22 protein-coding genes are annotated in these 25,878 nt (G+C 56.9%); all 22 read right to left on the bottom strand.

What is annotated here, in order from left to right; translation table 11 throughout:
- Positions 1-20: 20 nt before the first annotated feature.
- The 22 genes from BSP75_RS20420 to BSP75_RS20520 all read right to left on the bottom strand — a co-directional run bounded on the left by BSP75_RS20420 (position 21) and on the right by BSP75_RS20520 (position 25,870).
- Complete coding sequence (locus BSP75_RS20420) at positions 21-1,118, bottom strand: dynamin family protein (protein WP_075114439.1); 1,098 nt, start codon at positions 1,116-1,118, stop codon at positions 21-23.
- Positions 1,111-2,781, bottom strand: coding sequence for a dynamin family protein (locus tag BSP75_RS20425; protein WP_075114440.1), 1,671 nt, complete (start codon positions 2,779-2,781; stop codon positions 1,111-1,113). Before BSP75_RS20425 ends, BSP75_RS20420 begins: the two co-directional genes overlap by 8 nt.
- Positions 2,782-3,311: 530 nt before the next feature.
- A complete protein-coding gene (locus BSP75_RS20430; protein ID WP_075114441.1) occupies positions 3,312-3,536 on the bottom strand; it encodes a hypothetical protein in 225 nt (74 codons plus the stop codon).
- Entirely contained in the window at positions 3,533-5,482 is a 1,950-nt protein-coding gene (locus BSP75_RS20435; RefSeq protein ID WP_075114442.1) for a hypothetical protein, read from the bottom strand. Before BSP75_RS20435 ends, BSP75_RS20430 begins: the two co-directional genes overlap by 4 nt.
- Positions 5,483-5,493: 11 nt before the next feature.
- Positions 5,494-5,898: a hypothetical protein gene (locus BSP75_RS20440; RefSeq protein ID WP_075114443.1), complete on the bottom strand. Its 405-nt coding sequence runs from the start codon at positions 5,896-5,898 to the stop codon at positions 5,494-5,496.
- 2 nt (positions 5,899-5,900) lie between these two features.
- The gene (locus tag BSP75_RS20445) at positions 5,901-7,481 is read right to left on the bottom strand and encodes a hypothetical protein (protein WP_075114444.1); all 1,581 of its coding nucleotides are present in this window, start codon (positions 7,479-7,481) and stop codon (positions 5,901-5,903) included.
- Positions 7,482-7,484: 3 nt separating this feature from the next.
- Entirely contained in the window at positions 7,485-8,684 is a 1,200-nt protein-coding gene (locus tag BSP75_RS20450) for a hypothetical protein (RefSeq protein ID WP_075114445.1), read from the bottom strand.
- An 83-nt stretch (positions 8,685-8,767) separates the two neighbouring features.
- Positions 8,768-12,361: a curculin (mannose-binding) lectin protein gene (locus tag BSP75_RS20455; RefSeq protein WP_075114446.1), complete on the bottom strand. Its 3,594-nt coding sequence runs from the start codon at positions 12,359-12,361 to the stop codon at positions 8,768-8,770.
- The gene (locus BSP75_RS20460; RefSeq protein WP_148140786.1) at positions 12,358-12,741 is read right to left on the bottom strand and encodes a hypothetical protein; all 384 of its coding nucleotides are present in this window, start codon (positions 12,739-12,741) and stop codon (positions 12,358-12,360) included. The genes BSP75_RS20455 and BSP75_RS20460 overlap by 4 nt, the downstream gene beginning before the upstream one ends.
- The gene (locus BSP75_RS20465) at positions 12,741-16,316 is read right to left on the bottom strand and encodes a tape measure protein (protein WP_075114448.1); all 3,576 of its coding nucleotides are present in this window, start codon (positions 16,314-16,316) and stop codon (positions 12,741-12,743) included. The genes BSP75_RS20460 and BSP75_RS20465 overlap by 1 nt, the downstream gene beginning before the upstream one ends.
- 84 nt (positions 16,317-16,400) lie before the next feature.
- On the bottom strand, positions 16,401-17,177 hold the full coding sequence (locus BSP75_RS21725) for a hypothetical protein (protein ID WP_148140787.1): 777 nt from the start codon (positions 17,175-17,177) through the stop codon (positions 16,401-16,403).
- Positions 17,178-17,270: 93 nt separating this feature from the next.
- Positions 17,271-18,020: a hypothetical protein gene (locus BSP75_RS20475; RefSeq protein WP_075114450.1), complete on the bottom strand. Its 750-nt coding sequence runs from the start codon at positions 18,018-18,020 to the stop codon at positions 17,271-17,273.
- 38 nt (positions 18,021-18,058) lie between these two features.
- Positions 18,059-18,481 carry a hypothetical protein gene (locus tag BSP75_RS20480; RefSeq protein ID WP_075114451.1) on the bottom strand — a complete coding sequence of 141 codons (423 nt, stop codon included), beginning with the start codon at positions 18,479-18,481 and terminating at the stop codon, positions 18,059-18,061.
- Complete coding sequence (locus BSP75_RS20485; RefSeq protein WP_075114452.1) at positions 18,478-19,035, bottom strand: hypothetical protein; 558 nt, start codon at positions 19,033-19,035, stop codon at positions 18,478-18,480. Before BSP75_RS20485 ends, BSP75_RS20480 begins: the two co-directional genes overlap by 4 nt.
- The gene (locus BSP75_RS20490) at positions 19,035-19,574 is read right to left on the bottom strand and encodes a head-tail adaptor protein (RefSeq protein WP_075114453.1); all 540 of its coding nucleotides are present in this window, start codon (positions 19,572-19,574) and stop codon (positions 19,035-19,037) included. Before BSP75_RS20490 ends, BSP75_RS20485 begins: the two co-directional genes overlap by 1 nt.
- Before the next feature lie 8 nt (positions 19,575-19,582).
- The gene (locus BSP75_RS20495) at positions 19,583-19,894 is read right to left on the bottom strand and encodes a head-tail connector protein (RefSeq protein WP_075114454.1); all 312 of its coding nucleotides are present in this window, start codon (positions 19,892-19,894) and stop codon (positions 19,583-19,585) included.
- 2 nt (positions 19,895-19,896) lie between these two features.
- Positions 19,897-20,373, bottom strand: coding sequence for a hypothetical protein (locus BSP75_RS21730; RefSeq protein WP_148140788.1), 477 nt, complete (start codon positions 20,371-20,373; stop codon positions 19,897-19,899).
- Positions 20,374-20,432: 59 nt separating this feature from the next.
- Positions 20,433-21,719: a phage major capsid protein gene (locus tag BSP75_RS20500; RefSeq protein WP_075114455.1), complete on the bottom strand. Its 1,287-nt coding sequence runs from the start codon at positions 21,717-21,719 to the stop codon at positions 20,433-20,435.
- 68 nt (positions 21,720-21,787) lie between these two features.
- The gene (locus BSP75_RS20505; RefSeq protein ID WP_075114456.1) at positions 21,788-22,726 is read right to left on the bottom strand and encodes a S49 family peptidase; all 939 of its coding nucleotides are present in this window, start codon (positions 22,724-22,726) and stop codon (positions 21,788-21,790) included.
- On the bottom strand, positions 22,714-23,967 hold the full coding sequence (locus tag BSP75_RS20510; RefSeq protein ID WP_075114457.1) for a phage portal protein: 1,254 nt from the start codon (positions 23,965-23,967) through the stop codon (positions 22,714-22,716). Before BSP75_RS20510 ends, BSP75_RS20505 begins: the two co-directional genes overlap by 13 nt.
- The gene (locus BSP75_RS20515; protein WP_075114458.1) at positions 23,967-24,155 is read right to left on the bottom strand and encodes a hypothetical protein; all 189 of its coding nucleotides are present in this window, start codon (positions 24,153-24,155) and stop codon (positions 23,967-23,969) included. Before BSP75_RS20515 ends, BSP75_RS20510 begins: the two co-directional genes overlap by 1 nt.
- Positions 24,149-25,870: a terminase large subunit gene (locus tag BSP75_RS20520; RefSeq protein ID WP_075114459.1), complete on the bottom strand. Its 1,722-nt coding sequence runs from the start codon at positions 25,868-25,870 to the stop codon at positions 24,149-24,151. Before BSP75_RS20520 ends, BSP75_RS20515 begins: the two co-directional genes overlap by 7 nt.
- Positions 25,871-25,878: the final 8 nt, after the last annotated feature.

Raw genomic sequence — 25,878 nt, forward strand, 5'->3', positions numbered from 1 at the left:
TTTTTGGAGTGATGGGCATTTCAAATGCGGACAAAGAGTTCGTGGTGAAGGTGCGATCCACTTGTTCGCACCTTCCTTAGCCGTAACTGCGCCTGCTGTTTCTCTTCATCAATAAAGCGCTGATAAACCATAAATTGGCGCTTGAACTGCTGGGCAAAAACCAGCTCACGGCGAGCCTTATTCCACTGGGCAAAATAGTCTAATAACGGCTCGGCGCTATAATTCGAGCGGGGGCGGTTGGAAAAGGGGATCACATCGAGCACAGACACGCCGCGTTTGGCCAAGGTGTCACGCACCAGTGCCACAATCTGCTCGATCTCCTCGGCCAGATGCTTGTCAGCACGGCTGATCACCACCAGCTTGGGAATGGCGCGATCCAGTGTGCCAAGGAAGGCAATATCTTCCTCGGTGATGGTGCCCTTATCCGCCGGTATCAACCAAACGATAAACTGGGCGCTATTGAGCTGGGCACGAGCCAGATTGGCATCGGTACGCTCACTACCCGCCTGGTCAGCCTTGCTATAACCCGGAGTATCAAGCAGAGCCAAATTGCCCCATGGCAGACCCGGATGAGCGACGACGACCGATTTGAGCAGGCTGCTGACCTGGCTACCATAGCGGGATTTCTCATCATGGGTCAGGGTACGAAACTGCTCATGGCTTAAAGAAACGACCCGATTGAACAGGTTGATGGCATGCACCTCGGTCTGCTCACTCTTGCTCTGCACTAAATAAGTGGGCAATGAAGTGGTCGGATCCACCTCGGTGACCAGACATTGACGATCACCGATCAGTGCATTGATAAGCGATGATTTGCCCGCACTAAAACTCCCGCCCAGTCCGACGACCACCTTGCTTGGCAAGGCCGGGTATTCGCAGAATTCACGAAAGCGGGCCATCTCCAGCCGCAGTGCTTGCAGCAGATCGGTAATGTTATCCGGGCTTCCCTTGCGGGCCAGCGCGGGCAACTCCTGCTCAATGATCTGCTCAAGGGCTTGTAACTGCTGCTCAAGCTGCTGATTACCCGTGCCAGCAGTAGATTCACAAGCCTGACTAAGCAGCGCATAGCGCTCACGCACCGCTTGCTCACTCAATTGGGTACACAGGTGATCAGCCACGGGCAAACTCCTTCAGTTTGGTCTGTAACACGACCAGTTCAGCCTGTTCACCTTGGTAACGTGTTTTGTTGTTGGCGTCAGTTTCTTGCTCGGCTGCCAACTGCTCGGTCAATTGTTGCAGCGACAGTTGCAGATGACTGATATTGCGATCTGCCTCGATCTTCACCTGCTCCATTACCTGCTCAATGCTCTTGCTTAGTGCTGCGGTAATTGGCACCTGAACCTGAGCAAGACAATCGGGGATCAAGGTCGTCAGCACGTATTGACGTGCCTCTTCCCTTTGCTCGCGCTTAGCCATCTCTTCGGCGGCATTGTCAAACAACGAGCCGAGAATGGACTTGAGGATCGGGGCAAATATCATCAAAGCGGGTATGCGTGTCAGTGCCGCCAGCGCAAGGGGCCACAGGCCACTCAGCACATCCTGGAACATGCCACTCCCCTTGCCCTCCCACTGGAAATCATGTGAAAAATTCAGTTCACCGAACGAGACCTCCGCAAGACGCTCCAGCTGGCTTAACTTGCCACTGATCAATGGCTTGAGTCGTTCTTCCATACCCGTCGCATACGCCATACGCAGAGAAGCCCCGACGATGCCATTGATATCCCCCTGATGGAGCAGGCTACTGGCAAGGCTTTCGAGTTGTGCTTTCAGTCGACTTGAAAACTGCTCACAAATAAAGCTGGCAATGGGCGTGACCTGTTCCTGCAGCTGCTGCTCAGTTAGGTGCAGATCCTGGCGTAGCTGATCCTGCTGTTGGCGTAACAGCGCCTGCTTGCTTTTGAGCTCTTCAATCGTGAGGTTCTCGCTGTTGAGCAATTGCTGTAGATGACGAACCAAGGTATCGATCAGCCGCGCTGCACGCATACCGACACGTTGATGAAAGAACAATTCGTTTAGCGGCAACAATTGCTGCAATGCGCGCGCCCATCCTTCCGTGGTATCACCACTCGATTTGGTTTTACGGCTTACCGTACTGATGGAGAGCAACGGTGTCCCACTGATGGCTTCAATCTCATCCTTCACCTGAGTCAGCACACTCGCTACATCCTCTGGCGTTTTTTTGTCACATTTGGTGAGCACCAGCATCATCGGCTTCTTGTTAATGGCCAACTCTTCAATAATCTTTTTCAGACTATCCTTGAGCCCTCCTTCATCGACACTCACAACGATGCAGTATGCAGAACTACGTTCCAGATAATTATCAATGGCCTCCGAGTGTTGCTCGATACCAGACTCCCAACCCGGCATGTCGACCAGTGTCATACCGTCCAGCCGAGCGAGTGCCGGAGATGGTGTTGCGACCTCAACCCAACTGTCACTTTCAACATTGCCAAAATCCTGAGCCTTCAGTGCAGCACGGTCCAGCGGCACAGCGTCCTTGGTGGGATGATGCAGAATAAGCAATTCATCATCAGCAAAGCGAAGCTCGGTTGGCAGACAGGTTTCGGGGTTGACTGCAACGGAGAGGAGGCTCTCATCGAGCAAGAAGTTGATCAGTGACGACTTGCCTGCACTGAATGAGCCGATAACGGGCAGGCGAACCGAAAACTGGTTTAGCTCCGCGCTTAATACGGCCGACTCATCAAGAGGAAACTTGTGTGCAGCCCAAATGACCTCGATACGGGGAAAACTTTCCTTGAGAAATACCTGTTCGTGGAGCATAGAATCCTCATGTTCTACAGATAGCTGCTTTTCACGCTTACTTATTGAAGAAACAACAATAAGCGCCTAGTGGAACCATCATACAGAGGATATCCGCCCCTTTTAAGGGTGTATAAATTCACATGTCACATTTTCAGGCAGAAGTCAGCGCAAACCAGACTGTCGCCCACCACCACTCAGCACTTACCGCCCAATAAACCATCACCTGCACGGCTCGCCCTTCGTTCTGCCTGCGCTATGGTTTACCATGCAGGCAATTGTGGTGCCTGGCACCGCCCACCCTGGCGCCAGGCGCCGTCATCGGATACTCATCTCGAGCAACATGAGCAAAACAGCACACGCCGGCAACGAGCCCACATTCTACTTCCACGATTACGAGCCATGTAATTAACGGTTTGTTTTAAAATGAAAAAGATCATCGCCTTAAAACTCTGTACTAGGTTTTGTACTAATTTTGATTGTGTGGTCTAACGACCAGTTATTCGGCCCATCTCTGCAACTGATTTCTACTGACTACTGTGCGCCCTCAATCAGACCTCTATTTCATAGGTCGGTAAATCCGGTGCCTCTCCTGCCAGCTCCCCTCCCCTGTAAAATGCCTTCTTACCGATGGCGACCCCGGTGCCCCGTACTGTGACCGTTCCACCCGCCAACGCGCTGAGAGTCGTGGTCGTGGAACCGACTGCGGTCACGGTACCAACCAGCAAGGGATCTGCACCGGGTACCAGCTCAAGGAATCGCTTAAACAGGTTCATACAAATCGCTCCACACTCAGTTGTTGGCGCACCGTCATGGCCCGGTTCTGCAACGCAGCAGAGACTCTGACGCCCCGGTTGTAACCTTTCCAACCGTCCACTGCGAGCAGCGCACCCGGCAGGATCAAGCCGGTATCAGCAGACAACGGCAGCTCGATTGTCTGGGTACGCTTGGGCATGGTCTTGGCCAGCCCCACCACACCTTGGGCACGGGCTGCCGTCACATCACACACCAATGGGTGGGTAATGGTCGGCGCTTGCTGTTCGCCAGCCGTCCCCTGGCGCACCACCCGCGCACTGATGCCCTGGTGGCCACCGCTCACCCAAATCCCGTTGGCGGCATGACCCGGCTGGAAGTCACTACCCAGGGTGGTAATGATGGCACGGGGGATCGCCACATCCGCCTGAGCAGTATCGAGCTGCCACGGCACAGTGGGATAACGTGGCTTGATGACCAGATGGCGGTTGCGCTGGTGTGGCAGCACAAAACCACCGGCCGCCTCGGCCAGATACTTGACCACCTCGATCGGGGTCTGGTTATCCAGGCTAAAGAACCCGGCAGGCACCAACCAGTCAGCCGCTTGCCAATCCAACGTCCAACCCACCGGCAATACGGCGGCTGCCAGCTGGGCCATGGTCGCGGCAGCACGCTCACTCACCGCCTGCGCCAATACATGGGTCGGCGACAAGTAAGCGGTGCGAGAGCGTCCCGTCAGCGTTGCCGACTCGCGGCCAAAGCTCTGGCTCGATTGCCAGCCATCGCAAACGCAGTCCCATTGCTGACCGTTGATATGGATGCTGACCTCTTCCTCATCGGTCAACGCAGCCGCCGCGATACGGGGGATCTGGGCACTGAACTGCCACGCCCAGGAGTCGGTGTCGAGTTCGATACTCACCGCCGTGGCAGGGATATCGAGCCCATCGCGTACCCGCACGACCTTTGCTGTATTGCTCACCAGATAAACCCTCCGGGTTGGAATGACGATTGCCGCATCACTGCCCTGCCAGACGAACTCCAGCTCTGCCGTGTCGCGCTTGCGCCCGAACTCCAGGCGCAGGGTGCGCTTGTCGGGGCGGATGGGTGGCTTGGGTGGTTCTGGCGGTGGCGTCTTGCCCCAGGTTGGCAAGGTGGCCTCATCCCAGCCATCACGCCAGCCATCTATCAGCGGCTGGCCGTGGTGCCAGGCTTGAGCGGCCACCCCTTTACCGATGGGGATGCCCTCTTGCCACTGGTCAGCCTGCCAAACCTGGTCAAAGCGCGGCGGGTTGGTGAACCCGACCAGGCGCCAGCTACTGACCGGCGCCGCCTCGACCCACAGGGACTGATTGGCCACATGGCCAGCGGCCAGGCTGTCATAGCCCTGGCGGTTCTGCTGGCTGACCGGTAGTCCCTCTGCAAAGCGCTGCTGATTGGCCATGAACGTCTGGGGCATCTGCTCGCCCAGCTCGGCCACCTGCTGCTGATGAGCCGCCGCCTGTTGCCACAGGGAGCCGCTGGTTGCCCGCTCGGTACCGGCCTTCTGCCATTCGCTACTGAGGTGCTGGGAATGGCCATCTGCCCGATCCCAAACATCCCCCATGGCATTGGCAGGGCCCCGGAATACGTTCTGGTCATACTCCCCGGCGATCACCGGCACCGGGGCGCGGGATGTGCTGGCCATGGTGCATTCAATGACGAACTCACCGACCAGCTGACCCCGGCTATGGGTGTGGCTGGCAAGCACCGCATCAAGCACCACTGAGCCGCCCAGCATCGCGCTGGAGCGATTCGGGGCGCCAGCCAATACCGATGCCAGCACCAGCTCAGGTGATGCGCTCAGGCGCGGTGGCATGGTGGTACCGTTAAGGATACCGACCAGCCGCACCACCTCAGACTGATTCAGCTCCAGCTGGCCGGTGCTGTTCCTGGCCTTGCGTAGTTCTAAGCTCGCATCCTTTCTGGCCATGGGGCCCCCGGTTACGGTTCAGTGATGGTGGCGGTATTGATGCGGATCAGCGCACCGACAAAAAACTCCGCTGCGGGCAGCTCCAGATCGGCGCCACTGCCTGGCACCCCCACATCGAGATCCGCCACAAAGGCCCCATCCCGGTTAACAATGCGCCCCCAGGTGGGGGCGCCGCTGGCGGTGGCCATCTGCTCAGCCAGAGGTTTCAGGGTCAGCACCCCAGCGCTGATCGTCTTGGCACAAGGGTGGCTGAACGTCAGCACCACCAGAGCCAGCTGGTCAGTAGGGGGTGCCCCTGGCGCCGGTTTGGTGCCGGTGTAGATGGTCAGCTTGGCGCTGGCCCCGGTACCCGTATCAATGGCCGTGGCCAACAGCTGGACGCGACTGGTGCGCAGCCCTTCGGCATAGGAGATCATGGTTATTTCCTCTTGAGCGGGGCAAGCATGGGGAACGGCGCAGGTGCCACCCCCTCGCCTGGCTGGTAGGGTTTCGGCGCCTGATAGTCGGCGGCCACAGCGTTGTAATCGGCTGGGCCAAAGGCTGGGTCGTCCTGGGCAACCAGCATATAACGGCGATTCAGCCACAGCAGATCGAACCGATAGACCCCATCCGCTGCGCGGCTGTAGGTCTCGCCAACCAGATCGCCATCCTGGGTGAAGCAGAGCACCCGGCGCCGCACCCCCATCCCGCTGATGGTCACTGTGCTCTCGATATAGCCCTGCTCCACGTTGCGTACCCCATCGCGGATCCAGAAGTAATCCCGCCCCTTGCAGATCACTCGCTGGCTCATCTGCTGGATACTCAACGGGCCAGGATAAAACGGCGGTTTCCCTTGCCACGCCATATCTTGCGGCAGGTACTGGGCGCGGGTCTCCTGGTTGGCCACGGTAATGGTCATCGGGGTGGTGAACAGCACATAGGTAAACTCGACCTGTAGTGGTACGGATTCAATCCCTATTTTTGCCAATGTGGCACCCGGTTGAAGTTCTATCCATATCTTGGTTTTGGGTGGGGCAATGAATTTCGTTGACCTGACAAATACCTTGGTCTGGTAGTACCCAAACACCTGGCCGTTGATGGCTGCTAATCCGAGATATGGCGCATCAGCAGGCCCTTGAGTAGTCACCCCGCCGACCGTCAGCACTGCCATACCGTTGATATAGGCCAGCTTGGCGGCCACGGCACCGGCTGCATCAAATAACACTCCAGTCTGACCAGGCAATATGCTTCTGGCCAAGGCATAGGATGGAGCAGTGCCAGAGGCAACCAGCCCAACCCCCGGTTGATGAGTAATAGCCGCACCGGCAGGCAAGACAAAATCCGGCTTCAAAGCGGTGTGCTGCTCTGCTGTCAGCGCTGCAAAATCGCCATTAAATTGAGTCGGGCCTTTCTGAATAATCACCCGCACAAAAGCAGAGGCATTCCCGGTATACGTTGACTGGGCTCGGAGATTACTAAACCGCATTGCTGCAAATTTTTGCGGTTGGCAGGCAAAGCTAAACGATTGGTTGCGGTTGCTATCTGGGTCAGAGGTAAAGACTAAAGCGCTATCGGTAAAGCTCAAGGCGCCAAAGGTAATCGGGTATGATCCTGCTTGGGGTGCCTTGGTCAGGCTGGCCAGGTTCGGGCCATACCAAAGGCCATGACGATAGTTTCCATCAGTACGGGTGCGAATTGCTGCCAGTACCAGCCCAGCATCATCCAGCAACTCCAAATCCATATCTGAAAAATCTGGAGTCCAGCTTGCGTTGAGTATTTCCAACCTGAAAACGTAGTTTCTTGGCGCAAGGGTGATCGTCTTGGTAGGGAGTACCCCCGTATCCCCCCCAGCACCAGAGCCGTAGATAAATCTGAAAATACCTAGATCTGCTGTGTCGCCAAAATTGGCAGCCCAATCAGGCCCATCCGTACTTTCAACGTTGTAAAAAGGTATATTTCCAGAGCCAGATTGGGATTGAACAACGACTAAAAACCCCCGGCTCGGCAAGAAGGTTGCCATGACTTACCTCCATGGGCCGGTCAGGTCAAAACCCATTAAGGTGACTTGACCCCAGGTGTAATTGTTTTCTTCAAACCCGACCCGAATAAACCGCAACAGTTTTCCAGGTATCGCGGGCAGGTCTTTAAAGTTCTTTCGATCCCAAGCTGCAACCGTGGCGAACGGGCACACCAACCCAGGCAAATAACCACGCAGGTGGTTACCAGTCTCCATTACGATGGTGGGATCCTGGGTCACATAAAAACCGTTGTCCGGGCCGTTTGGAATATTCAAGCCGTTGCCGAATCGACCAAACAGCCCTTTGATAAACCAGTTGGTGGCGCCAAAGAGCTGATGGTATGGGCGAGCAATAACCCGATAGTTTGCATTGTCAAAATACGGATACTGGTTGCCCCACAATGTATTCCCGCCTGAACTGCCAGCCCAGTTCCGGCCTGCTTCATCAGGGTTGGTGGTTGGGTAGTGATTGAGAACGGCGTGATAGCGGTCACCTGGTCGAATAGAGCGGATATAGCCAAAGCTATACATAAACTGCCAGTTACCTGCCGCATAAGCTGGCATGAAGTAAAACAGCTGGCTATCGCCCACCAAATCCCAACGCTTATTTGAATTTCGTCCGGTGCAGGGCCAACGGTGCTCAAAAATAGTGGTATATGTGTTGATGTCCACCACATCCTCAACCATCGCCACCTTGGCCAAACACCCCTGATAGGATGCTCCAATCCAACCACTGAACGCGGTATTGTCGATGCGCAGCGAGACATTACCCGACTCGTTTATATTGGTCGGGCGCACGATGATCACCTTACCGTCACCGCTCTCATGGGTAATCGTCCAGCCCAGTGGGGCCACCTTCATGGTCATGGCCGCGCCAGAACCCGCTGAGCCAGGGTTGCCGCCGTCAATCTCAAACCACACCTGGGTACTACTGACCTGCATCACCCGATGCTCGCCGTTGTAGGCGGCAGGGGATACCCCATCGACCTGGATAACTGAATCTTGCAGATAGGTATGACCACCGGTAAAGGTCGCCACCGCCCACCCCTTGGCAGTATCGAAAGCCAGCGTGTTGATGGTCAGGGTGCCAAAGCCGGTGACCAGTACCGACTTGAGTAAAGCAACCAAGGTTCCAGCCGTTGTATCCCCCAGACTCGGGGCGCCTTGCATTTCGCTTGCAAACCATTTGACCTTGTATTCAGCCATGATCAGATCTCCATGGTGGGGCGCTCTTTGTGCCAGCGCCCCACTGCAAAAAAGTAGCGGGGCATTTTGCCCCGCCTGTTTTGTTAACGGTTGACGTTGCCCCTGAGCTGGGCCTCGAAACGGTCGGTATCCACCGCTGCCACCGACTGCAAGATGGTGCGGATAAACCAGATCGGGTAATTGGCGGCGTAGGTGTTGAACCGCAGCACGTTGCCCGCAGCCCACCCTGCTCCCCAGCCACGCCGGTCAAGCCTGAAATAGGGCTGGCCGTTGTTGGGGTTGATGGGGGCAAAGTCGGTATTCACATCCCCCACCGCAATCTGGCCCACATGTTCCCCCACCAGAATAAACGTGGTGGTGGTCTGGAAGATGATGGCCCAGCGCTCTTGCAGGGTCGCCCGGTTGGTCACCACGATAGGAAAATCCGTATCGTTGTATTCCGCCGTGCAGGGGTCGCCAATCAGAAAATCAGACCAGTTATTTGTCCAGGTGCGTTGGTCAAACAACTTGCCATAGCGGGCCCACAGGTCACCGATGATCAGGGCGCTGGATACCTGGGTATCCGCCGCCTCATAGTTGTGACTGAGGGGCCGTGCCAGGGTGATGCGGCCCGAGATCTCCACATCGGTGGCCAGGCTCATATCCTCGACCCGGTGAACCACGGTCAGCGGCTCCACATAGCCGGTCAGGTTCAGCGGGCTGGCCAAGGTCACCATCCCACTGTTCATGTTGACGCTGTAGAGCTGCGGTGAAAGCTCCTTGCCGTTCTTATCCTCCACCCGGCAATAGGCCAACCGTTCGCGCCCGGTGTTGAGCTGCTGCCCTGCCTGTACTCCCATGGGGAAGGCGCTGCGCTTGGTGGAATGCACCACCACGATGTAACCCTTGCGAATGAAGGGCACCCGGCCATCGGACGGCAGGCGCACCGGATCCAGCTTGATCAGATCCGCATCGAGCGGCAGATAGCTATAGACCACCGCATTAAACCGAATGGTGTCAGCCACTACCGACAACGGGCGCCAGATCTTGCCATCGACCACCATATCGGGGTCGTACCAAGGTTTAGCCTCGTTGCCCGCTGCCGTCACCAGACGGCCAAAGCGCACCGATACCACCCCGGTCTGATAGTCCACCTTGCCGGTTACATCCTGGCTGGTGATGGTGCCATCGCCGTTGGCGGTCACCTCGAACCGGCGACCATCTGCGGTGTTGCCGCTCAGGTAGAGGCTGGATGGCGCAATGGGTGCCCCCGGCGTCCTGAATGTCACCTCATCCACCGTCTGGGCTACCAGGCTGGTGACCAGCGAACTCAGGGCAGGTACTGGCGCCGCGCCGGGGTTCCAGACCGTGACGGTCGCCTTGCCGGTGGCATAATCCAGCGTCCCGGCCTGCTCACCGGCCCCGGTGGCTGGGTCGATATTGCGATAGAGGATCCCTTGCCTGTCCACATAGTTCGACCCGCCCAGCGCAAAGCGCACTGAGTTGGCCAGGATCGCCTCGCCGTTGCGCGGGGTGATATCCAACACCAGCGGGGTGGCCGTCACGGTGTCCTGGCCAGCGCTGCTGGCGTTGTTGCTGCGGTACTCCACCTCAACCCAACCACTGTCGTCCACCGGGAACAGGTACGCCGCCTGCACATAGTAGATTTCCACCAACGTCCAGCGCTGGCGGGCAATGGTGTTGCCATGGCCATCGCCATAGGTGCCGATGGTGCGCCACTCATAGCGGGTTTTCGGAATACCGCCCTGACCATCCGGCTTGATAGTGATCTTGCCGGTGCTGTAGTTGACGGTGCCCCGCTCTACCCCTGCCGCATCCAGCAGCTTGCCCGCGCCGTTGTCGCGCACACTGATGATCGGGTCATGGTGGGCGATCACCAGCTCGGTGTCGTCCTTCACCTCCTCATAAAGGGCATTCCAGCGAACCGACACCATCCTGGGGGTCAGGTTCTGCTTGGTAAGCTGCATGGTGATCGTCCCGTCCGGGTTGCGGGCAGGGTAGTCAAAGCGTTGGGTATCCGGGTCGCCGTACTGGTAAACAACCTGGTACTCCTGCCCACCATTCGGCAGGGTTGCCACCCGCAGGGCCAGATCGCCGGTCACATAATTGATGGTACCGGTGGCATCGCCGGTCAGCTGGCCCGCCCCGTTGTCGATGGCGGTTTTGGTCGTGCCACCGGCTTGCCAGGTCAGGGTCAGGCTGTTTGGGGTGATCCCCTCATGGGCCAGCTTATGGGTCAGCTGCACCGGATCCAGCACCATGCTGGCACGGTTGAGGTAAGAGACCTTGGTACCCCAGCTGAACATGATCGCGCTGTTCACATCCGGCAGCGCCCCCAGGGTCAGCACCACAGAGCCGGTGGTGAAGTTGAGCAGGCCAGAGCCATAGGATTTGTCCTGGCCAAACAGCTCCCCGCGCCCGTTGTCTTTCAGGTCGTACCATTTGCCCTGGGCCAGATAGCTGACGGTCAGCGAACCGGGGCAAGGGGTGGGCAGCAGGGTCGCGGTGTAGGCATAACCCCGGTTGTTGGCGGCGATCTGGATCTGGGCCGTGTCAGCGATGCGCGATGGCATCACAGCCGGGCGAAAGCTCACGGTTTTGCTGGCCGCGCCATAGTTCGGGCACTGGCTGTTGAAGGTCAGCAGGCCGCGCCCGTAGTCGATAGCCCCCACCACGGTACCGACCAGGAACAGCTCGCCGCCCTTGTCGGTGATCACTGCCGCACCGATGGCGACCGATACGCTGCCCGGCATGGCACCAATCCCCAGGAACAGCCCCTGACTGGGGCTGACCGGTGAGGTGGTAGTGAAGGTGTGGGGACTGCCCACCCCGGATTCCAGCAGGGCGCCAAGCTCACCGGCAGCGGTCAGATCGACCACCGGGGTTTCACTGCGGGCACTGGGTACCAGCTGGGTGAAAATGGTCTTGGCCTGCACCCGCATTGCCCCCAGCGCCGCATCCGCGACCAGCTTGGTGGTCGAAAAGTAGTTGGCTGCATCGGCCACCACGGTTTCCCGCAGGGTGGTCTTGGTGGTTGCCTGGTCATAGGGGCTGGGTTGCTCGCCTTCAAAGGTGTGACGCAGCGGGTCAGTGATCACGCAAGTGACCACGTTGCGGGTGAACTCACCCTGGTAGCCAGCCACCCCGAACTTGCGCTGCTCGGCTGTTACCCGGTCAACCCGCACATACTGCTCAACCTCGTTCCCCTTCCCTTCGTTGCCGACCAGCACCAGCACCTCCCCGATCTCCGGCAACCGCAACTCAATCCGTTGCAGGATGCGGATCGCCCGCTGCCCTTCCAGCTGGGTATCGTAGAGCACCCCCTGCCACTTCGGGCCTCGGGCCTGATAGCGCTCCAGGGTGTTGCGGGCGTTGTCGCGGGTGTCGTTGTGGTCTTTGGTGGTCATCAGCGTCAGGTTGACGCTGGGATCACTGGGCGGCAGCAGCACCATGGCATTGGCGCCATAGTAGGTGTCGGTGTCGTCCGTCTGCACCGCCAGAAACGCCTTGCGCATATTCACGGTGCCATAGGCCCGATCCATATCGCTGACATCAGGGAACAGGCTGTTATGGTTGCCGCTGATGATCTCGCGACCAGTGATGCGACCACCGCCATCATCGGTATCAACCAGGCGCTGGCTGGCCAACAGCACGATATCGCCAGAGAGAATGGTCATGGGGTTACCTCGATAAGGCGAAGGGTGATTTCATAAGGGGTGTACTCGTCAGGATCAGCAATCCGATACAGTTGCTTGGCCTCGAACCCGCCACCACTCTCCCGGCGCCACAATACCGTGAAGTGCCGTCCATTTAACTCGAGTGGCATCTTTGCCGATGGCGCTGATGCTAAAGCGTGAAGTGCAACAACAGTCGAGCGCATCACCCAAGCCTCGCCATCAGATCGCAATGTGATCGGCCGCCCTTCCGATTGAGCGGCTTCTTCTACAATGATCGCGCCAGACAAAGTTGGCGTGATCACTTGCCCGATAGGTTCCCACTCGAACTCATCACTCCAATCCAGGTCATCAGGCAACTCAATGTCGGCCAATTTGATCATCAGCTTCTCAGTCCTTGCTGCTTCAACAGGCGCAACAGAGCATCCAGATTTTCTTCATCAGACTGGACTTCTGCATTGCCATTGGGGGTATTAAGGTGAATGGTGACTGTCTTGCCGCTTACGGGCCGTCGTTGGTCATTTTGCGTTTGGGCTTTAGGGGGAGAGGCGGTGGCCTTTTGGGAGGTGGTCTGAGTTTTATCTACTTCCTTCATCTGCGCCTTGTTCAGCTCTTTCTGGAGCTGTATCCGCAAAGCCTCCATCTCCTTTTGGAACTTTTCGCCGTAATACTTGCTCCACTCGCTATAGGCCGGAATATCTTTGACCTTTTGGCTGTAACGGGCGAGCTCATCCTCGACACCAGCCAAGGTATTGGCAAGAGCATCGGCATTACCGCGCAGTTGGTTGATATCTACCGTCTTGTAGAAGAAAGTGCCGGCATTGACGGTGCGGGTTACCTCTCCACGGCCAGATGAAGAGTTCATAGCGTTGACACTCGCCATGGTGTCTTCAACGTCACTCTTGGTTTTCTGCGCCTCTTGCTGCACCCCCTTCAGACTTTCCTTCATGGTGTCAGCTGCCGCTTTGGACTTGTCGGCGGCGGTATTAAAACCGTCACCAATCTCGGCCGCTTTACGGCGGGTATCCCTGATCTTCTCATCGAGGAAACCAAGTCCACGAGCTTGCTCCTGAGATGACAGCTTCCCGGCTTGCCCCAACTGCGCCCAGATTTTCCGCAACTCTTCCAGCTCTTGCGCGGTATCTGCCTTATTCACCGCTGCTTTCATCGACGCGGCAATTTCTACCGAGGTGGCGGATGCATCTGTGGCGATAGCGCGGAAGGTGTCAATAGTGGCCCGACCTACCGCATCAATCCCGGTTTGCAGCTCTTGATAGTCCAGCCCGAGACGACGCAGCTTTTCAGCAAGAACTGATTCGGTTACCTGAGCCGTGCTGATCACACCACCTTTCATGGTTTCGAAAGCAGCCATAGACTGAACTTTCAGCACCTCGAGATCCTGCAGACTCATATCCTGCAGGCTTTTGCGAAGTCCTGTGTCGATCTCGGTCTGTGTGACCTTGCCCTGGTCACGCAGAGAGTCGAGAGCCAAGGTGATATTCTGCAAAGAGGTGGAGTCCCCCATTTGCAGCCCCTTGAACATCTCGTTGATGCCGGTGGCGGTCTCCTTGCCTTTTGCCTTGAGCATGTCGAAATCAGCAACCAGCTTCGCCACTGCTGGGCGGGTTTTGGCATCAATAGCTTGCCCAGCCATATCCGCCCCAGCCGCAAGGTCAATAAACCCTTGGCGCATGCTCGCCAGTGCTGCATCGGCCTGATACTGCATAGCCTCGGCCTTGAGGCCTGATGCCTCGAGAGCCTTCTGCACCTGCAGTTGACCAGTCAGGTATTCACGGTGTCCCTGCAGCCGTTGCTCATAGGCGGCTCGTTCTGTTGCCGAGAGGTTTGCAACCTCCTGGGCAGTGAGGACCTGAACGTTTTTGAACTCGTCAAACTGTGCCATGGTGGTCATCCCTTGGCGCTGCAGTTGGTTAATGAAGGCTCTGGACTGTTCAGCAACCCGCTGCTCAATCTCTCCCGCCTCCCCCATCTTTGCAGCCCAAACACCGGCATCCTCTGCCAGCTTGACTAGACCCCGACCACCTTCATAAACCAGCACTGAAAGCCCCGCCAACAAGGCTCCGTTACCCATGGTCAAGGCGCTGAGTACACCATTGAGCTTGACCGCTTTCTTGCTGGTAACGTCCATCTCTTTGCCAGCTTCTACTGTCGGCATGACCACACCGGTCTTCATGGCCTGCCCCATACCGAGTAGCTGAGCACTCCACTGGATGACCTTCATGGTGCCCCAAGCTTTAACGAGGATCCCCACCCCGGCACTGAGGTCAATGATGGTTTCAGTGATGCCGCGAATGGCCACTGCTCCCGTTTTCATCCCGTCAGAAACACTTCTGGCCCAGTCAGCCAAACTTCCATCATCTGCAGCCGCTCGGATCTGTGCGGTGACATCTGCAAGTTCTGACTTGATGAAAGCGAAGATGCCCGCATCAGCAATTGCGAGCTCGACTTTATTCAGCTGCTCCTGAAAATTCGACCAGATCCCGCTGAAGGTCTGCGCCATTTCCTCTGACGCCCCGGCAGCATCGTCTCCCATCGCCTTGATCAGCAGGTAGATTTCATTCCTGCCAAGCTTCCCAGCCGAAGCCATCGCGATGATCTCGTCCGTTGTCTTGCCCATCGCTTTTGCCAGCAACTGGGCCGCTGCAACTGATCGTTCGTTGAGCTGGTTCATCTCTTCGGCTTGCAGCTTGCCCTTAACATAGGCTTGCCCAAGCGCGACGATGACCCCTTCGAGATCCTGGTAAGAGCCCGCTGTTTTGGCGGTATAGTCGGCTGCGGCCTGCAGTACCCCGTTGTAAGGATCGAGGCCATAGTTTTTCGCCTTGATAAAGGCGGTAGTGATCTCGTTGAGTTGAAATGGCGTCTTTTCGTTGAACTCACGCAGCCAGGCCAGCGCTTTCTCGCCGCCTGCAGCACTACCCTCCACGCTCTTGAGTGATACACCAAGGCGCTCAATCTCGTCCGCAGTTCTGACCATGCCTGTGGTTCTGGCAACCAGCTGGTCAAAGGTCAAATATGCAGCGGCAACCCCACCGATCTTGGTGGCCAGTGCTGACCACCCTTGCTCACCATCCTCAACGGCGCTATGCAGGCTTTCGGTATTATGCTCTGCCTGCTTGGCCTTCTGGCTGTATTCTGTCAAGCCACTGGCATTGGCTCGTAGGGCGCCAGCCTGTCCGGTCAGCTGGTTTTTCAGATAGGTGATCTGATTGGCTGCCTGCTGGCTGGCGGCATCTACCCGTTTCTGCTCACTGGCCAGCTTGCGAGTATCGATACCAGCATCGGTAAGCGAACGGCGCAGCTCGTTAAGAGTCACGTTCTGGCGCTGATACTGAGTATCCAGAGATTGCACTTCACGGCGGGCCGAACTGAACTCACGAGTCTGCTGGCGCAGCGCCTTCTCGCTGGATTCCAACCCACGCTTGAGCTCATTGGTTTGACCTGAGCTCTCTTTGTACTGATCACCAAGCAAGCGTACCTGCTCACGGGCATCCTTAAGTGCCTGGCGCTGCTCCTTGGTGACAATGGTGGCTTCGCTGTTTGCTTGGCGCAGCAGATCAACCTTTGCCTTGGCTTCAGCATGCGCAGCGGCCAGCCGTTCGGTCTCCTGCCGGCTGACGCTATAAGCCATATTGGATGAGGTCAGCTCTTGCTTGGCATCAGCCAACGCCTTACCCATGCCAGTGGCGCGGGTACGGGCTTGTTCCAGCCCATCCCCCAAATCAGCGGTACTGCGCTTGAGGTTGGTAAACTGGGTCAGGGTGGCACCCTGTTCACCAAGCCGCAGCAGCTCATCGCCAAGGCCACTTACCTGCTCACTGCTGGATTCGGTCTCACCGCCAAGGGTGTCCACTTCGGCAATGAGTTTGCTGATCTCGGCCAGCCCTTCAACAGCAGCGCGGATCCGCAACTGGATATCGGTGTCATTGCTGGCCATAGGGAATCCTCAAAAATGAAAAAACCCGCCGAGGCGGGTTAATGTAAATAGACACAACAATTAAATACACTTATACGGAACACCTTATTTTCTTGACACCCTGTATTCCTTGATTTCTATATCTTCATCACCGGACACTATTTTTATAGAACGACTCAAAGGATCCCACATGAAATTCTTACCACCATAGAACCCTAAATATCGGTCTTTCTCCATAACACTAAATTTAACGCTACCCATTTTTTCAGATGAGTAGTCAACGTAATTGAACTTTTTTCCATTAATAATATTGACAGATTTCGTAAAACCAATAGTGAAGCATGCAAATGCTAATGTAACAAGCGTAATAATTGTCAATCCTATTGCATACTTCCTAGCGTTTAATTCATCTGCAAATCCCTTAACCACCATATACAAGTAGGTTAGCACTGCTGAAAATAGAACAGTACCCCATAAAACCAGAATGATATAACTATCATATTTTATTACTAGTTCAGGCCGTTCATTTATAAAAACGAAGGGGCCACAGAAAGACAACATAAAAAACAAGTATATTATCTTAATGTGTTTTGTTAGATAAACTGTTAATTTACTGTGTTGCACTGGTACAACTTCATCTGAAAAGCGATTAACAAACAGATGAGTAATTACTTGTGATGATGCAATTCCGAATGAAAACATAATACTTGGCACTGATGATTTTGCTATATCTACCACGCCCATATAGTCAAATATATTTATTGGGAACAAAGCCCAATAACCAAACACATAAGCGGCACCAGCAATAAATAGATATATCGTTACTGAATAAATTAATAATGGAAAATGTTCAATGTTCTTGACTTCATAGTTCTTGCTCACAATATCACCACTCAGTGTTATTAATGAGCTGACTATATATTAAATGAGCGGCTGAGTCCCTCAGTGAATGGGACTCAGCAATCAACAACCTTTTCAGTTAAGGATTTCCATCCGATACGGCTCGGATTTGCCGGGCTGGGTCACCAGCGAGCCTTCCAGCTCCCCTTCCATAAACTCGCCACTCATCAAAGCCAATGCGCCCTGGGCTGCCAGCATGGCTTGGTCGATGGTGACGCGCACGCGCTGCCCAGGGTTTGCCAAGTTCTCACCGTCGATCAGGAAGTAGCGAGGCTTCAGTGTTTCTGTGGTGCCGGTGTAGGTGGTGCCGGTCACCGCTGCTTTGGTGTAACCGATCTTGCAGGCTGCAGCCGCTTGGTCGCTGATCGCCATCACCATGTTGCCGTTGACCCTGTAGTCGGTATCCAGTACCAGCGCCGTGCCGCCAGCACTCAGCTTGACGGTGATCGAGCCAGGTTTGATGTAGGCGTTCGCCAGCTCAACCCACCCCTCTTTGCTGAGCGTGACCAGCTCGTCCGACACTGGAGCCTCGGACTGGGTGAAGGCCACCTGTTTGCCGGCGATGGCATCGGCCAGCAGCTGTTTGGTCATGGAGTCCCATTTCAGGGAGAGCTTGGCCGGGTCCTTCGGAAGTTGAACCGAGTCCAGCGCCTGGCCGAAGGTGCTGCGCTTCTTGGAGATGCGCGACTTTTCCTCGGTGGTCGGCGGGGTGACGGTGATCTCGTTGACGTTGATGGGGCCAATCAGGGGCCCTTTCACGCCGTTGTTGATTTCGGCGATGTAGACATCACCAGCCAACAGCAGGCCTTTGTCGGTAAATGACATGCTTGGATGCTCCTATGGTATCCAGGATTGTTGCCAACCTAGAGGCTGGCGGTATAGGTGAGAGTGAATAGGATCGAGGTCAACAGGGTGTCGCTGCCAATCTCCTCTGGCTCGAGAATGATGTTGCCAACCGATATGGAGATCAGTGACGTGCCAACAAGCGGAACCCCAGCGGTCGATGGCACCAATGCCGCCAGTACCTCCGATAACAGTTGGTCACGCCCGGCACGGCCGGCGCTCGCGGGTTGGTAGAGGTCCACCTGAATATTGCGGGTACGTTTCCATTCACGCCCCCTCCGTTCAGGTTTGCCTTCGCTCAGTTCCCGAAAGTGCGCCAGTGGTAATGGGGTGTACTGGTCAATTTGCGGATCGCTGTCACACACTTGCCCATCACCAGCCAAGGAGCTCACAGCCCCCAGTTTGGCCAGTAGCTGATCGATGATGACGGTGGCTTCTGTCATGTCATCTTCCTGTTAAAAGTGTTGGTGAGCTTGGCTTGCAATTCGGCCAGATACTGCTCGGTGATGATGTCATTCCACCAGCCGCGCAGCCCGACCCCACCAGCCATGACCAACCGTTGTTTGCCCGCTTTGCTGTATCGGATCATTGGTCGGCGCTTCTTGCCGTAGGGGTTGATGAAACCGTAGACCTGCACCCGCTTGCCGCCACGCAGCACCCAGACGCTGGCTCGGGTTCCGGTTCCATCTGTTCGAATTGAGGAGAATTTGACGCGACTGAACGGTACCTTTTTCAAGTCAAGGCTCAGCGTCGCCACGTCATGGGTTGCCGTTGCCTTGTCGAACTTGATCCGGGCCCTGACCGAGGCAGTATTGAAACCATCTGCCGCGATCCGGTTTACCATGTCATTGCGTGTATCGCGGGCGACTTCATTGATCACTGCCACCAACTGCTTGCGGATCTTGGCGGGGAGCGCCTCAAAGGCCTCTTTGCTCTCGCTCAGGCCAGTGACGTTGATAGCTTTGGCCCTGCGCTTACGACTCAGCCCCCCCGGCATCAGACCACCATCACTCGCAGCGTGGTGCCGTTGTCGCTGCCATCGACCACCCCCTCGATGCGGTAGCTGCGTCCGCGCAGGGTGATCTGGTCACCTTGGCGTGCAAACGGCCAGACCAGCTCAGGCAATATCAGGTCTATCTGGCGGCGCGGTTCGCTACGCGCCCCCACCATCAGGTTTTCAGCCGCCATAAAGACGGTTACCGGATAGGCCACCCCATGTTTCGGGGTGTAGGTGGCCGGTTCGCCTGAAAGTTTGCGGGCCGAGATCTGCAGGGCCCCGGGTTCGCTGGCGATATCTTCAATCAGATACCAACAGGCTCTCCCCTTAAGCAGCTGACCTGGCAGCAGGTCATGACGGTAACGTACCGTGATCATGGTCGATCCAGTCGCGTAAATGCTGGCTTGCGCCTCACGGCCTGCGGCCTTTGGGTCAATAACCTTTGCCCATACTTTCCCCAGTGGTGGCCATACGGGGGGCGATCCTGTCGCTGCGCCAAAGCGCATCAATCTGGTGCTCAGTTCGCCACTTTTAACCATGCTTCCCCCTAACCAACCACGATTTCACGATAGGGATGGATCAATGACTCGTAGGCCAACGGCAGGGTGGTGGCGATGGTCCCTGTCACCACCGCCTCGCGATTGGTATACCAGTGTCCAATCAGCAGCAATGCCGCCAGCTTCAGCGCCGGAGTGAGGGCCTGCCCCTCTTCCCCTTCAGCCACCAACGGCTTGTTGATATCAGACTGGATATGGCTGATCGCCGCTTCAATCAGGCCAGTCAACAACGCATCTTCGTCAACTTCATCTGGCTCAATACGACATTGCGCCTTGGCCTCCGCCACGGTTATCAGCAACATGTTTACTCCAGGTCTGGTTCTGCCACTGCTTCCGCCAACGCTTTCTTGAACACCAGTTCGGCTTCTGCAGGTGACAGGCGGGTGATATCGCCGCGGCTGTAGTTCTTCCATGGGCCGGTGAAGCGCACCAGCACCCGCTCATCATGATCAGGCGCGGGCTCATCTCCGCTCTGCTGCTCGTGATCGACGTCAGGTGCGCCAGTGGACTGCTCGCCGGTCAGCGGCGCGGTGCCAGCTCCGGCTGCATCGCCTGTTGCATCACTTGGCGCTTGAGCTGCTGCAGGTTGGGCAGGGTCTGAATCACTGCCTTCGCCAGTACCTGAGCCGACTGCTGGCCCAGAGCCTGCGTCGGCATCGGGTTGGGGGGTGTCAGTTGCATTGCTGGTCGGCTCCTGCGGCAGTTCGCCGCTCTGCTGCTCGTGATCGGCGTCAGGGGCAGGTGTTTGCCCTGCGCTATCGCCTTTCGATGGCTTGGCCATGTCGGCTCCTTGTTACAAGGTGATGAAAGAGGGCGCCAGTGCGGCACCCTGCTGTGGCCTTACCAGGTAACCTTGGTACCCAGCGCCAGACCCTCTGGGTGACGGAAGCCCACATCGTGGTTGCCTACCAAGCGGATCAGAGACTGGTTGCGCGCAAAGGCGCTGATCAGATCGCCGTTAGTATCCACATAGGTAGCCTCGGTGGAGAAATCGACAGTCATGTTGTCCTGCTCGCCGATCACCACGTCATTCCAGTCGGCGAAGTAGATCTCAGACTCGTTTTGACCGGTGCCGAGGTTTGCCGGGATGGTATTGGTATGCGCAATGGGGTAGCCCTTGAGCAGACCGGCAGCCATCTCGGGATAGACCTTGTTGCCGTTTCCGTCGCGCAGGCCGAACAGCTTCATCCAGGTGCGAGGGCTCATGCCCCAGCCAGGGGTGATCATCATGCTGTCGGAGTTCATAAGCTTGAGGATGAGCTTGTCGAGGTAGGTATCAATGGTGGTGAGATTAGCTTCACCAGCCCACTCGATAACTCGCCCTGCTGCTGTGGCAACGGGCTTGAAGCCAGTCGGGGTGTCGTTGGTGCCATCATCGCGCAGGAAGGCTTTATCCTCGCGCACTGACATCGAGGCGATACAGTCACCCAGCACCAACTGCTCAACATTATATCCTGCGCGCCCGATAAGCTGGTTACTGATCGGTACCAGAGTAATCATGGTTTTCGCAGAGAGCTTGACGTCACCGAATGAACTGGCAGTGGCGCGTACATCTTTCCCCTCACCGACGTAGCCAGAGGTTGCGCCGCCGGTCAAACTTGGCATGGAGAGATTACCGTTGGGCAGCGGCAATACGCGGGCACCAAGCTTGCGAACAATTGTGCGCGGTCGCAGCAGCTCGATCACTTCGGAGTGCAGATTCTCGGGGATCAGAGCGCCGCCTGACCCGGCAGCGGTGCTGATGGCCATGGCCACCTGCTGATCGCCGATCTCTGTGGCGGCGAACTTCTCTGCCAGTTGCAGGTCGCCCTTGCCGGCCGCGACTGCCATCGCCATACGGGCAAAGCCTGCACCCTGATATTGTTTAAGCTCCTGCTTCACATGGACAGCCGGAGGCGCCTGGGACCCGTGAGCATTGACCGGTACCGCCTGCTGCGCCATCAGGCGCTCGGCGCTCTCCTGGCGGGCGATGGCTGCGCTGATCTTGTTTGCTTCGCTCTCTAGGTCAGCAAACTGCTGCAGTTGCTCGTCGGTGAGGGCGGTACCGCTGGCTTCGAGTTCTGCCAAGGCTTTGACCTGGGCGGCGATTTCGCCACGCTCGCGGCGGAGGGCTTCGATAGTCTTCATCGATTGGTTTCCTTTGGACATAAAAAAAGCCCCTTTCGGGGCTTGTTGGGATGGACTCCGCCGCTGGGCTAGAGTTGGTTCTGCATTTCGATGGCGCGGGCCCGAAGGCCAATGCTTTGAGCAGGTTTGGCTGACTTGGCCACGCTAGCAGCCAGAGCGTTGAGATAGTCCTGCGGATTGGCCAGTTCGTCAGCCAGCCCGTTGTTGACCGCCTCCTCCCCGCTGTAGAGGGTGGCTTCGGTGGCCTTCACCTGCTCGACGGACAGGCCGCGATAGCGGGCCACCGAGCTGATAAACAGGTCGTAGGCCTGATCCATGCGGTGGTTGATGGCCGCCATGGCGCCGTCGCTGAGCGGTTCATGGGGGGTGCCGTCCTTTTTACGGTCGCCGCGGTAGAAGGTGGTGAACTTGAGCCCAACCTCTTGCTCCCACTTGCTCACCTCCATGTGCTCCATGATGACGCCGACAGAGCCGCAGCCACCGGTTTCACTGACTACCACCTTGCGGCAGGCTGCGGCGATGAAGTAGGCAGCCGAATAGGCTGAGAAGTTGACCAGCGCGGTGATCGGCTTGACGGTGCGCTTGCTGAAAATGTAGTCGGCCAGCTCCTTGCATCCGACCGCATGGCCGCCGCCGGAGTTGATATCGAGCACTATCTCCTTGACCCGCTCATCAGCGAGCGCCGTGGCAATCTGCGCCCGCGCCCACTCGTAGCTGGTCAGCTCGGTGCAGGCGTTATCGATATGACCGCGCCGCGCTACCAGGATGCCGTGAAGCGGGATCACTGCCAGCCCTTCCACGCGGTACTGTGATTCGCTCCGCGCCTCAAGCTGCTTGGGTTCCAGCCCATCTGGCAAGTCATCAGCCGCCATCACCGCGATCTGGTTGCCGAGCATGCGCGGCAGCAGCAGACTCTTAACCCCTGCCAGCACCTCTTGGGTGACATAGAGCGGCACACCGAATACCTGACTGGCCAGGTGCGGGTAGTTGATCATCAGCTTCGGCATAGGATGCCCTCGATTTCCTTGATTTGTTCCTGGGTCGCTTGGCTGATGCCTTGCGGCAGCTTGCCGGTAGAGACCATGTTGAGCGGGGTCAGGTAGATATCACCACCCGGGATCGGGGGCAGGTTTTCCAACCGGCGGATATCGTTGACGCTGAGCCAGCCCCACTGGCGACCGAGCGCATATGACTCGTAACGGGACTTCTGATCTGCCCGCAGCAGGCCGGAGAGGTTGAACTCGATGTAGAGGTCTTTTCGCTCTTGGGGCAACAAGAGGTCGCGCATCATGGCGGCCTCGATGCGCTTGACCCACGGCAGCAGGGTGTAGATAACGAACTGCAGCCCCTGATGCTCGATGTTGTTGTTGGTCGCCCGCTCCAACTCACCGATCATGTGTGGCGGGATTTTGTACAACCGACAAATCTCGATGGCGCCATATTTCCGCGACTCAAGCAGCTGGGCCTGTTCATTATTCATCGCCAACTGTTTGTACTGCATTCCTTCCTGAAGCATTGCGACAGAAAAGGAGTTACGCAGCCCGGAGTGGCGGGACGTAAAGCTATCCAGAATGGCGTTGACGACTTTCTGATCGCCGATCGCCTTTGATTCGGCTGGCCGTTCGATAACACCTGACAAGGTGGTGCCATTGGCAAACACCCGCCCGGCATGCTCATCCACTGCCATAGCCAGCCCGATGCTATCAGGGTTGGTCTGGATCGGTGACAGCCCCAGATAGCCATCAAGACTGAATGCCTTGACGTGATGCACCATCCGCATCGGCAGGATCTGGTTGCTGCCATCTAGCAGCTGATAGTAGGGCAGCGCATCAGGCCCCTTGAGCACTGCTATCTTGTCCGGATTGACCGGGATCAGCTCTGTGATGTAACCACTGCCGTCCCTGTCAATCAGGCTATAGCTGTTACCGCGCAGGCCAAGATGCCCCATTCGCAGTTCGTTGAACTCAAACGAGGTATCTTTCTGGTTTGGACTGGCGTGGATAATATCGTAGAGCGGGTGCTCGGTTGCGCGTTTACGTGAGTCATCTTCACGGCGATACAGTTCGCAGGGTAGCTGAGCGACTGACTCGGCCAGCAAAGTGACACAGGCTCTCACTACGCCTTGGGTCAGAGCTGTCTCTGGCGTAACCAGCACGCCGGACTTTGCTGTCCTGCCGCCCATGCTGCTGATCCACTGACTGAAGTTCCCCCCCTTGCGCCCGCTGCCGAACATGATTGGCAGGAACATCAGCTATCCCCCTTGTTACGCTTGGCATAGTCTGCTGCGGCAACGGCTCTGCTCATCAAAAATGACCAGGCCAAGCAGAGCATGCCGCCTACAACCCACCCCAAAGGCGGTGAGTAGAGGCTGGCACCATAGGCCAGCGCCGCAGCGCCGATCAGGCCCACGATGAAAATTGAAAGTTGTATCAACATAAGACGTCCGAGGTTTCGTAGATGGAGCTCTCTTCTTCCCGGTCAGGCACCATGGCCCGGCCGATGGCCATCATCAGCGCGACCGCGCCGTCTATCTTTTGATCCGCGCTCTCCTTGACCGGGCGCACCATGTCATCGTTGCCGGGCAGATTTTTTCCTACCACGTTGCCAATACACCAGGTCATCAAGCTATTGCCATCATGGTGAAAGCGCCCTGCTTGAATGGCGGCCTCCAGCTCCTTCATGGCGCCAGACATGTTCTGATAGTTCTGGGTGATGGTGATGGGTGTCATTCCCTCGTCGGCAAGCGAGTGAGACAGGGCAATCGCGCCCGCCGGATCGAGTGGCGTCTCAATGACGTGATGCCGCTGCGCCGCGGCCTTCGCCTCCTCGAAGATCTCCCGATAGTCGATCTCGGCCCCATCGGTGGTACTGAGCTCGCCTGTGTTAAGCCACTTTTGATACCGCTCGGCCAAACGTCGATTGTCGGTGTTATAGACCGTATCTTCTGGGACCCAGAACTGAGGGGAAACCGAGTAGTAGTGCCGACGCCCGTCGATGTCACGCCAGAACAGGCGAGCCATTGAGTTCATGTCGAGCTTGCGAGCCAGATCGAAGCCAAGGATGCACTCATCACCCACAAACTGATCGAGGGTGAGGGTTTTATCCTCGCAAGCATTCCAGCGCTCCAGGTTGAAAAAGGCCGTCTTGGCGGCAACCCAGACGTTGAGATGCTTGGTCTTGAATTTGTTAGCCTGCCTGGCCTGCTGGGTGGCTTTGATCTGCGCCGATTGCAATTGCTCGGCATAGATTGAGACGCCCAAGTTGGGGTTGGCCTTGACCAGCATTGCCGGATCAGTCCAGTCATCCCCCTCATCAATGGTGTAGATGATCCCGAATAACTCATCATCCGGCACAGTGCCTGCCAACATCTCAATCACTTCCCGCCGCTTGTCGTAGCAGGGACCATCGATGTTGTAGCCCGCGGTAGTGATGATCCAGATAAGCGGCTGACGGCGTGCGCCCATCCCCGTCCGCATCGTCATATAGAGATCATCCGTGGCGTGCTCATGGTACTCATCCACGACAGCGCAGGATGGCGACTGACCATCACCAGGATTACCGATCAACGGCTCGAAACGCCCTCCGTCTGCTGGTGTGCAAAGGTTGGATGCATTCACCTCGATACCGAAACGCTCAAGCAAAGCCGGTGTCCGCTTGGCCATCAACCGGGCCGGGGTGAATACAGCCTTGGCCTGATTCTCAGTCGTGGCCCCTGAGTACACCTCTGCGCCGAACTCGTTATCCGCGGCAAAGCAATACAAGCCCACGCCAGCAGAGATCGCCGACTTCCCATTTTTACGCGGGATCTCGGTGTACACCTCACGAAAGCGCCGTAGGCCACTGCCCTTTCGTACCCACCCAAACGCAGCGCAGATAACGAATAGCTGCCAAGGCTCCAGCGAGAGTTTCAATCGCTTGGAGGCCCATTCTCCTTTGGTATGGGGCAGCAGCTGAATGAACTTGGCTGCCCGCTCGGCTTTGTCCTTATCAAAGCGGTAGCGAAACCCTGCACTCTTCTCTTTGGCCAGATCATCTAGATGGCGCTGACAGGACTGGATCACATAACGGCAGGCGATGATCTTGCCCCGCACCACATCGCGGGCGTAGCCATTGGCCACGTTGACGTAGGGATAGCTTTTGCGTGCTGCCATCGGTCATC

The sequence above is a fragment of the Aeromonas sp. YN13HZO-058 genome, from assembly GCF_001921245.1.
Taxonomy (GTDB): Bacteria; Pseudomonadota; Gammaproteobacteria; order Enterobacterales; family Aeromonadaceae; genus Aeromonas; species Aeromonas allosaccharophila.